Origin of the sequence: Methylobacterium sp., assembly GCF_028290105.1 — a bacterium.
GTDB lineage: Bacteria > Pseudomonadota > Alphaproteobacteria > Rhizobiales > Beijerinckiaceae > Methylobacterium.
Map to the genome: position 1 here is coordinate 1 of NZ_JAQGKL010000183.1, position 8,894 is coordinate 8,894.

The following is an 8,894-nucleotide window of genomic DNA, read 5'->3' on the forward strand; positions in this document are numbered from 1 at the left end:
AAACCGATCACGCCGGCCTTGGCGGCCGAATAGTTGGTCTGGCCGGCCTGGCCCTTCTGGCCGTTGATCGACGAGATCAGGATGATCCGGCCGAACCCGCGCGTGCGCATGCCCTCGATGACGGGACGGGTGCAGGTGAACATCGAGTCGAGGTTGGTCTTGATGACCGCCTGCCACTTGTCGAAGCTCATCTTGTGGAAGGCGCCGTCGCGGGTGATGCCGGCGTTGTTCACCAGGACGTCGATGGGGCCGACCTCGGCCTCGACGGCCTTGATGCCGGCCTCGCAGGCGGCGTAGTCGCCGACGTCGAACTTGAAGACGGGAATGCCGGTCTCGGCCTTGAAGGCGTTGGCGGCCTCGTCGTTGCCGCCGTAATTGGCCGCGACCTTGTAGCCCTTGGCCTTGAGGCCCTGCGAAATGGCGGCGCCGATGCCGCGTGTGCCACCGGTGACGAGTGCGACGCGTTCCTGAGCCATGGTTTCCTCCGAAAGTCTTGGTTTTTTGTGATTTGGTCTTGTGTGGTTCTATAGGTTCGATCGCGCGGCTTTACGGGTCTCCCCGCCGGTGCGCGACCGATTTAAATTTGCGGCGCCCTCAAGAATTCATGCAGGAATTCGTGGCCGTGGGAATTCCGGGGCGCCGCTCGGTCTCGGATCAGACGCGCTCGACGCAGAGGGCGACGCCCATGCCGCCGCCGATGCACAGGGTGGCGAGACCCTTCTTGGCGTCGCGACGCTTCAGTTCGTGCAGGAGGGTGACGAGGACGCGGGCGCCGGACGCGCCGATCGGGTGGCCGATGGCGATGGCGCCGCCATTGACGTTCACCTTGTCGGTGTCCCAGCCCATGTCCTTGTTCACCGCGAGCGCCTGGGCCGCGAAGGCCTCGTTGGCCTCGATCAGGTCGAGGTCGGAGGCCTTCCAGCCGGCCTTGTCCAGGGCCTTGCGGGAGGCCGGGATCGGGCCCGTGCCCATCACCTTCGGGTCGACGCCGGCGGTGGCCCAGGAGACGATGCGGGCCAGCGGCTTGATGCCCCGGCGCTCGGCTTCGGACGCCGACATCAGCACGATGGCGGCGGCACCGTCGTTGAGGCCCGAGGCGTTGGCGGCCGTCACGGTTCCGTCCTTCGAGAAGGCGGGCTTGAGCTTGGCCATCGCCTCGACGGTGGCGCCGTCGCGGATGTACTCGTCGGTGTCGACGATGGTGTCGCCCTTGCGGCCCGGCACGGTGACGGGGCAGATCTCGTCCTTGAACCGGCCTTCCTTGCGGGCGGCCTCGGCCTTGTTCTGCGACTTCGTCGCGAAGGCGTCCTGCTCCTCGCGGGTGAGCTGGAAGGCCTGGGCCACGTTCTCGGCGGTCGTGCCCATGTGGTAGCCGTTGAAGGCGTCCCAGAGGCCGTCCTTGATCATGGTGTCGACGAGCTTGACGTCGCCCATCTTCTGGCCGCCGCGTAGGTACTGCGCGTGGGGAGAGAGCGACATGGATTCCTGGCCGCCGGCCACGATGACGGTGGCGTCGCCGTTGGCGATCTGCTGCATGCCGATGGCGACGGTGCGCAGACCCGAACCGCAGACCTGGTTGACGCCCCAGGCGGTGGCCTTCTCGGGGATGCCGGCCTTGATCGCGGCCTGGCGGGCGGGGTTCTGGCCGGCGCCGGCGGTGAGCACCTGGCCGAAGATCACCTCGTCCACGTCGTCGGCCGGCACGCCGGCGCGCTCGAGGGCGGCCTTGATCGCCACGGCGCCGAGGTCGTGCGCGGGCACGGTGTTGAACACCCCGCCGAACGAACCCACGGCGGTGCGCGCCGCGCCGACGATGACGATGTCTTCTGCTGCCATGGTGACGTTCTCCTCATGCCGGCCAGGCGCTCCCTTGACGCTCGATCGGGTCGAGCGTGGGCGCCTTTGTGCCGTTCCTTCGGATGAAAGCCGTCGACCCCGCGAAGTCAAGGCATCCAAGGGTTGTTTGAGGGTTGCACCATGACAGCGGGAGCGTCGTTGCGTGGTATTCCGCGGGATGGGCGATAAATTGCTGTTTTCGTCGGCACGCGAACGCCTTAAGATGAACTTGTGCGCCGCGAAATCGGGCAGCGGTCCTGGGCGTTTTCGAGACGAGTGCGCGTAGGTGGGAACGTGTTGGGAGAGGCCCCCAAAGATGGCGGATAACGGCAAGTCCAATCACACCGTCATCAAAAAGTACGCCAACCGGCGCCTCTATCACACCGGGACGTCGACCTACGTCACCCTCGAGGACCTGTCGACCATGGTGCAGAACGGTGAGGATTTCCTCGTCTACGACGCACGCTCGGGCGACGACATTACCCGTTCGGTGCTGACGCAGATCATCTTCGAGCAGGAGAACAAGGCCGGGGACGACAACCTCCTGCCGGTCGCCTTCCTGCGCCAGCTCATCCGCTTCTACGGCGACAGCATGCGCACCATGGTGCCGAGCTTCCTCGAATTCTCGATGGCGAACTTCGCCCGGGACCAGGAAGGCCTGCGCGAGAAGATGACCCAGAGCTTCGCGCCGACGGCTTTCCAGAGCGCGATGGAGGAGCAGGTCCGCGCCAACATGAGCTTCTTCGGCGACGCCATGAAGATGTTCACCACCTTCGGCACAGGGCCGCTCTCCGCCATGGGCAGCCACCCGTCCTCGGCCGGCAAGTCCGGCGCGGGCGTTCCGGTCCCGTCCCCGGCAGCGGGCGGCACCGACCTCGACGACCTCAAGCGCCAGATGGCCGAGATGCAGTCGCGCCTCGAGGACCTGGCGAAGAAGTAGGCTTTCCCGGTAACCTTTCCGTGCGGGTCTTCCTGACGAAAGGTTGACGTTTCCTTAACGGCATCCAATTCTGTTCCCATGCGCCGCTTCGGGCGCCGGGACGGATGCGATGAAGCCCCCCGAGGCGGACCTGACGGCCGATGCGGGGCCTGCGCGCCGCCGGGACCTCGTGCTGATTCCAGGTGGCGCCTCCAGCGGCCTGCGCCCGGTGCCGAATCGGCCGCTCGCCGGATTCCTCGCGCAATTGCTCGTCAGCGCCGAGCCGACGCTCCGCCCGTCACGCAGCGAGCGGACCCTCTCGGCCGCCGCGCGCTACGCCGAGACCGCCCGCCGCGCCTGAACCCGTTCGCCGCTGTTCCACGCATGCGAAAAGCCAGGCTCGCGGATGCGGGCCTCGGCTCTTGATCGAACGCGTCGACAGGATCTCGGCGGGCTGCCTCGCGGCAGCCCCGACGGGCTTACGCCTCGGCCGACTTCACCTTCAGGACCTGACGGCCACGGTACATGCCGGTCTTCAGGTCGATGTGGTGGGGACGGCGCAGTTCGCCCGAATCCTTGTCGGTGACATAGGCCGAGGTCTTGAGGGCGTCGGCGGAGCGGCGCATGCCGCGACGCGAGGGGGAGGTCTTTCGCTTCGGAACGGCCATGGGAGGATCCTGTCGATGGCAAAAAGGGCGCCTGGGCGGCTCCCCCCGGTTCGGGAGGATCGCCTCGGCACCGTGTTCAAACGGAGATTCGAGGCCGGCCTTATAACCGCGCGTCGCCACCCTGGCTAGGGGCGATCGACGCGGGCCGTGCCGACGCCCTGGCCAAAACCCTGCGCCCGCGCCCGTCCGTCTACCGGGAATCTCAATGAGCCGACATTTCAGTCGGACCAGTATCCGCCAGACAGCGGCGTTCCACCGCCAGATGACGAGCGCCGCAACGCGGCGTTAAGCGGCGGTTCAAACGCGGCGCCCTAGGTTCCTGGGGCTGGCGCGGCATCGCGATCGCGTCACCGACCCCGGGAGTTTCCCATGATCTCTTCCCTTCTGCGCACGATGACCGTGCTGACCTGCCTTGCCGCCGCCCCCGCGCTGGCACAGGCGCCGAGCCCCGCGACCCCCACCACGAAGCCCGTCCCGGCTCCGGCGATGCCCGCCCCGACCAGCCCGACGCCGCCGAAGGCGCCCACGGTCGAGAGCCCGGCCGCCGCGCACAAGGGCGCCCTGACCGACATCAACAGCGCCAGCGCCGCCGAACTCGACGCGCTGCCGGGCATCGGCGCGGCACGCGCCGCGGCCATCATCAAGGGCCGGCCCTACCGGGGCAAGGACGAGTTGATCACCAAGAAGATCATTCCGCAAAACGCCTATGACGGCATCAAGGACAAGGTCATCGCCAAGCAGAAGTGATGTCCGACGCGGCGCGCCACCGTCGGGACCGCGCGCCGCGTCCCGCCGCCCTTGTCGGGGCGGGGGGCGGATGATACGCGCCGGGGGCGCACGCGATATCCCTCGAATGTTTCGGTTCCCTTGGCCCGCCGTCGAAGTCCTTTGGCCCGCCATGGAAAACCCGAGCACGGAACGCTTTTCCCCATGCCGTCCCCTCCCGTCATCCGCCTGCATCGCGGCGACCTGCCGGCCGATTACGTCGCCGGACCTGCCATCGCCATCGACACCGAGACGCTGGGGCTGAACCCGCACCGGGACCGGCTCTGCGTGGTGCAGATCTCGCGTGGCGACGGCAGCGCCGACGTGGTGCAGATCGTCCCCGGCGGCCCGGCGCCCGAGACGCTCGCACGCGTCCTCGCCGATCCGGACACGCTGAAAATCTTCCACTTCGCGCGCTTCGATCTCGCGGTGCTGTTCCGGGCGCTCGGCGTCATGCCGGCACCGGTCTACTGCACCAAGGTCGCCTCGAAGCTGGCCCGCACCTACACCGACCGGCACGGTCTCAAGGACGTGGTCCGCGAACTCGTGGGCGTCGATCTCTCCAAGCAGCAGCAATCCTCCGATTGGGGTGCCGAATCCCTGAGCCAGGCCCAGGTCGACTACGCGGCCTCCGACGTCCTCTACCTGCACGCCGCGCGCGACCGCCTCGACGCGATGCTGGCGCGGGAAGGCCGGACCGACATGGCCCGGGACTGCTTCGCGTTCCTGCCGACCCGGGCCCGACTCGACCTTGCCGGCTGGCCCGAGACCGACATCTTCGCGCATTCCTGACACGGAGCCCGATCTTGCCTCGCGCCGACCCGGTCATGCGAAACGATCGGGCAACAGACCGGGCATAACGTCGGGCCGGGGCGCCCGCCGCCGCGCCCGCAATCGTGCGCCGGCGCACATCGCCCTTGCCGGCGGGGGATCATTCCGGCGACCTGCGCGGCGGGGCGCTTGAAGCTTTCTCAAGCTTGCCGTCATAACTTCGCCATCGCCCCCGGGCATCCGGCGGTCCACCGTGACGGGTCGTGCGCGGTTCTGGGCGCGATGTTTGGGAAAGTCATGCACGTGGGCGCGGTCGTCGAGACGGGGCAGATGAGCGATGGCCGCGTCGATGCGCGTCGCACACGGGCCCATGCGCGGGCCCGCAGCCACAGCGCCCATGTCCGCACCCTGCGCCGCGTGATCCCGCTGGCGGCCGGGACGGCGGTCGCGGCACTGCTGGCCATTACCGTGTTCAACCCCTTCGGAGTCAGCCTGCCGGACGTCTCGATGGGGCCGGTGAGCCTGTCGGGCACCCGGGTGAAGATGGAGAGCCCGCGCCTGTCGGGTTTCCGCAAGGGCGACCGGGGCTACGAGGTCACCGCCACCGCCGCCTTTCAGGACGTGCGCAAGCCGAGCGTGATCGAACTTCAGGCGATGAAGGGCCACCTCAACACCGATGACAAGGGCGGCCTGATCCACCTCGAAGCCGCCGCCGGGGTGTTCGATTCCAGCCGCGAATCCATGACCCTGGAGCGCGACATCCGCCTCTGGACCGACAAGGACGAGGAAGTCCGCCTGAAATCGGCGGCGGTGGATTTCAAGGCCGGCAGCGTCAAGTCGAACGAGACCGTGACCGTCACGGTCCCGAGCGGGACCATCGTGGCCGACACCCTCGATGTCGTCGACAGCGGCCACGTCATCTCCTTCGTCGGCAACGTCCACACGGTCCTGCACGCACGGGACAAGTCGGAGGCCAAATCGGATTCGCGGACGGATTCGAAGTCCGATGCCGCCCCGGTCGCGGCCCTGGGCGACAAGCCGGCGCGCATCCGCACGACCTCGGCCGAGCCGGATGACGGGGAGCGCCGTCGGTGAACCGCTTCCCCACGTGGGCGCGCTGGGGCCTCGCCGGCCTCGCGCTCGCCAGCCTCATGTCCTCCGCCGACGCGCAGACCGCTCCGGCTGCCCCGCGCAAGGAGAAGGCGGCCTCGGGCCTCGGCAATCTCGGGGGCGGCGGCAAGGAGCCGATCAAGATCGACGCCGACCGGCTCGACGTGTTCGACCGCGAGAACAAGGCGATCTTCGCCGGCAACGTCGTGGCCGTGCAGGGCGACAGCACCATCCGCTGCTCCACCATGACGGTCCGCTACAAGCGCGGCAAGGACAAGAAGGAAGGGGCGGACGGGAACGCCGACTCCGCCAGCCAGGCCGAGCGCGCCGCAGGCCTGAGCGAGAACGGCATCCAGCGCGTCGAATGCGCCGGTCCCGTCACCGTGGTGCAGAAGGACCAGGTCGCCACCGGCGACAACGCCGTGTTCGACCAGGAGGCCAAGCGCATCGTGGTCACCGGCAACGTGGTGCTGAGCCAGTGCCAGAACGTCACCCGGGGCTCGCGCCTCGTCTACGACATGAATACCGGCCGGGCGAACATGGACCCGGTTGCGGGCGGGCGCGTCTCCGCCCTGTTCGTGCCGCAGAAGGAGGACGGGGCCAAGGGCAAGGGCTGCGCGCAGCCGCCCGCCGCGGCCCGGGCGGCGGCCAAACCCGCTTCCGACAAGCCCGCCGAGGCCGCAGCCGAGAAGCCCGCCGGCAAGGCCCAGCCTCAGACCATCCGGACCCAGACGAATTGAGCGCCGCGCCCCTGGCGCCCGTCCTGGCGGAGCGCTCCTCGGAAGGTCCTGGCCACGTGCGCGCGCCCTCCCTCCTGGGTCGCCTGTTCGGCGGTGCGAAGCGACGGCGCGAAGCCGAGGCGGCGGCCATCGCGGACGAGGGCGGCGGACCCGGCATCCTCTGCGTGCGCGGCCTGCGCAAGAGCTACGGCGCCCGCACGGTCGTCCATGAGGCGGGCCTGACCGTGCGCAGCGGCGAGGCGGTGGGCCTGCTCGGCCCCAACGGCGCCGGCAAGACCACGATCTTCTACATGATCACCGGCCTCGTCACGGCGGACCGCGGCACCATCACCCTCGATGGCCTGCCGATCACCCAGTTGCCGATGTACCAGCGCGCCCGCCTCGGCATCGGCTACCTGCCCCAGGAGGCCTCGATCTTCCGGGGCCTCACGGTGGAGGACAACATCCGCGCGGTGCTCGAAGTGGCCGAGCCCGACCGCAAGGAGCGCGCGCGCAAGCTCGAATCGCTGCTGGAGGAGTTCGACATCGCCCGCCTGCGCAAGTCGCCCGCCATCGCCCTCTCGGGCGGCGAGCGCCGGCGCTGCGAGATCGCGCGGGCACTGGCGTCCTCGCCGAGCTTCATGCTCCTCGACGAGCCCTTCGCGGGCATCGACCCCATCGCGGTGGGCGACATCCAGGATCTGGTCAAGCACCTGAAGCAGCGCGGCATCGGCGTGCTCATCACCGACCACAACGTGCGCGAAACCCTCGGGCTGATCGACCGCGCCTACATCGCCCATTCGGGCCGCATTCTCACGGAAGGGACGCCCGAGGAGATCGTGGCCAATCCGGAGGCGCGCCGGCTCTATCTCGGTGAAGATTTCCGGTTGTAGCCGGACGCCGCACTGCGACCGCCGGAAAAAATTTGGGCCGTGCCGGACATGCGGCGCCGCAGCCGTCGCGGTGGGCGTGAGCCGAAATTCTCCTGATCCGACAAGCTTTTGTTAGTGCCGGCTGTGTGATGCATAGCCAGGCAGAGTCGATGCACATCCGTGATGCAATGGCTCCATGCCCAATTTATGTGCAAACGCGCGCCTTCCCGCTTTGACGCGCGGCCCGGTTGGCGCTAGACCTGGGAACAGCGAAGAAGAAGCAAGATTTGTGCCGGAGTTCGGCCCACGGCGACGTGCGCTGCCGGGCAAAGGTAGGGACTCTGCATCGGGGCAACACCATGAGTCTGCTGCAACGGCTGGAAATGCGCCAGGGCCAAGCCCTGGTGATGACGCCTCAGCTCCTCCAGGCAATCAAGCTCCTCCAGCTCTCGCAACTCGATCTCGCAGCCTATGTCGACGCCGAACTCGAGCGCAATCCGCTGCTGGAGCGCGTGGAGGGCGAGGTCGAGACCGAGCGGGCGCCCGCCGAAGTGCCGTCGGAATCCTCCGTGGACCGGGACGGCGATGCGGAGGGCGGCGACTACGACGGGGCCGAGGAGCCCTGGATCGCCACAACCCTGACGACCAGCGGCGCCGACATGGAGAGCGCCCTCGACACCCGCCTCGACAACGTCTTCTCGGACGAGAATCCGACCCATGCCCGCGAGGCGGCCTCCGGCGACATGCTCTCGCTGACGCCGGCACCCTACGGCAACACCGGCGGCAGCTTCGACGGCGAGGCCCCCGATTTCGAGGCGACCCTGACCTCCGAGATCTCGCTGCGCGAGCACCTCGGTGCGCAGCTCGATCTCGCCACCCGCGATCCCACCGACCGCCTGATCGGCGGCTTCCTCATCGACGCCGTCGACGATGCCGGCTACCTGCGCGAATCCATCGACGACGTCGCCGAGCGCCTCGGCGCGTCCCTCGACCGGGTCGCCCGGGTGCTGAAGCTCGTCCAGAGCTTCGAGCCCGCCGGCATCGCCGCCCGGGATCTCGCCGAATGCCTCGCCCTGCAGCTGCGCGACCGCGACCGGTTCGACCCCGCCATGCAGGCGCTGGTCTCCCGTCTCGACCTCGTGGCCAAGCGCGACTTCGCTTCGCTGCGCCGTCTCTGCGGCGTCGACGACGAGGACCTCGTCGACATGCTGGCGGAGCTGCGCCGGCTCGATCC

The 8,894-nt window shown here is 68.6% G+C and carries 10 protein-coding genes and 1 pseudogene; 8 read left to right on the forward strand and 3 right to left on the reverse strand.

Annotated elements, in window-relative coordinates; all coding sequences use genetic code 11:
- On the reverse strand, positions 1-476 hold a 476-nt coding region (locus tag JWQ05_RS12925; protein WP_299658848.1), incomplete at its 3' end, for an SDR family NAD(P)-dependent oxidoreductase.
- Between the two features lie 178 nt (positions 477-654).
- Positions 655-1,836 carry an acetyl-CoA C-acetyltransferase gene (locus JWQ05_RS12930; protein WP_299658849.1) on the reverse strand — a complete coding sequence of 394 codons (1,182 nt, stop codon included), beginning with the start codon at positions 1,834-1,836 and terminating at the stop codon, positions 655-657.
- Positions 1,837-2,152: 316 nt separating this feature from the next.
- On the opposite strand from JWQ05_RS12930, the gene phaR reads away from it, so the two are divergent.
- Both phaR and JWQ05_RS12940 read left to right on the forward strand, forming a co-directional pair.
- Positions 2,153-2,776 carry a polyhydroxyalkanoate synthesis repressor PhaR gene (gene phaR, locus JWQ05_RS12935; protein WP_299658850.1) on the forward strand — a complete coding sequence of 208 codons (624 nt, stop codon included), beginning with the start codon at positions 2,153-2,155 and terminating at the stop codon, positions 2,774-2,776.
- A gap of 109 nt (positions 2,777-2,885) precedes the next feature.
- Complete coding sequence (locus JWQ05_RS12940) at positions 2,886-3,116, forward strand: hypothetical protein (RefSeq protein WP_299658851.1); 231 nt, start codon at positions 2,886-2,888, stop codon at positions 3,114-3,116.
- 118 nt (positions 3,117-3,234) lie between these two features.
- On the opposite strand, the gene rpmF is transcribed toward JWQ05_RS12940, so the two are convergent.
- Positions 3,235-3,423 carry a 50S ribosomal protein L32 gene (rpmF, locus tag JWQ05_RS12945; protein WP_299658852.1) on the reverse strand — a complete coding sequence of 63 codons (189 nt, stop codon included), beginning with the start codon at positions 3,421-3,423 and terminating at the stop codon, positions 3,235-3,237.
- A 369-nt stretch (positions 3,424-3,792) separates the two neighbouring features.
- Here rpmF and JWQ05_RS12950 point away from each other — a divergent pair, with 369 nt between their 5' ends.
- The 6 genes and pseudogenes from JWQ05_RS12950 to JWQ05_RS12975 all read left to right on the forward strand — a co-directional run.
- The gene (locus JWQ05_RS12950) at positions 3,793-4,170 is read left to right on the forward strand and encodes a helix-hairpin-helix domain-containing protein (protein ID WP_299658853.1); all 378 of its coding nucleotides are present in this window, start codon (positions 3,793-3,795) and stop codon (positions 4,168-4,170) included.
- Positions 4,171-4,353: 183 nt separating this feature from the next.
- Complete coding sequence (locus JWQ05_RS12955) at positions 4,354-4,980, forward strand: ribonuclease D (RefSeq protein ID WP_299658854.1); 627 nt, start codon at positions 4,354-4,356, stop codon at positions 4,978-4,980.
- A 276-nt stretch (positions 4,981-5,256) separates the two neighbouring features.
- A complete protein-coding gene (locus tag JWQ05_RS12960) occupies positions 5,257-6,054 on the forward strand; it encodes a lipopolysaccharide-assembly, LptC-related protein (protein WP_299658855.1) in 798 nt (265 codons plus the stop codon).
- A 56-nt stretch (positions 6,055-6,110) separates the two neighbouring features.
- On the forward strand, positions 6,111-6,809 hold the full coding sequence (locus JWQ05_RS12965; RefSeq protein WP_299658856.1) for an LptA/OstA family protein: 699 nt from the start codon (positions 6,111-6,113) through the stop codon (positions 6,807-6,809).
- 83 nt (positions 6,810-6,892) lie between these two features.
- Complete coding sequence (lptB, locus tag JWQ05_RS12970; protein WP_299658857.1) at positions 6,893-7,681, forward strand: LPS export ABC transporter ATP-binding protein; 789 nt, start codon at positions 6,893-6,895, stop codon at positions 7,679-7,681.
- A gap of 338 nt (positions 7,682-8,019) precedes the next feature.
- Positions 8,020-8,894, forward strand: a pseudogene (locus JWQ05_RS12975) (RNA polymerase sigma-54 factor); the annotation flags it as partial.

Excerpts from the sequence above, each read along its gene's own strand:
- JWQ05_RS12930 (WP_299658849.1), bottom strand. The coding sequence starts at position 1,836 with ATGGCAGCAGAAGACATCGTCATCGTCGGCGCGGCGCGCACCGCCGTG.
- phaR (WP_299658850.1), top strand. The coding sequence starts at position 2,153 with ATGGCGGATAACGGCAAGTCCAATCACACCGTCATCAAAAAGTACGCC.
- JWQ05_RS12940 (WP_299658851.1), top strand. The coding sequence starts at position 2,886 with ATGAAGCCCCCCGAGGCGGACCTGACGGCCGATGCGGGGCCTGCGCGC.
- rpmF (WP_299658852.1), bottom strand. The coding sequence starts at position 3,423 with ATGGCCGTTCCGAAGCGAAAGACCTCCCCCTCGCGTCGCGGCATGCGC.
- JWQ05_RS12950 (WP_299658853.1), top strand. The coding sequence starts at position 3,793 with ATGATCTCTTCCCTTCTGCGCACGATGACCGTGCTGACCTGCCTTGCC.
- JWQ05_RS12955 (WP_299658854.1), top strand. The coding sequence starts at position 4,354 with ATGCCGTCCCCTCCCGTCATCCGCCTGCATCGCGGCGACCTGCCGGCC.
- JWQ05_RS12960 (WP_299658855.1), top strand. The coding sequence starts at position 5,257 with ATGCACGTGGGCGCGGTCGTCGAGACGGGGCAGATGAGCGATGGCCGC.
- JWQ05_RS12965 (WP_299658856.1), top strand. The coding sequence starts at position 6,111 with ATGTCCTCCGCCGACGCGCAGACCGCTCCGGCTGCCCCGCGCAAGGAG.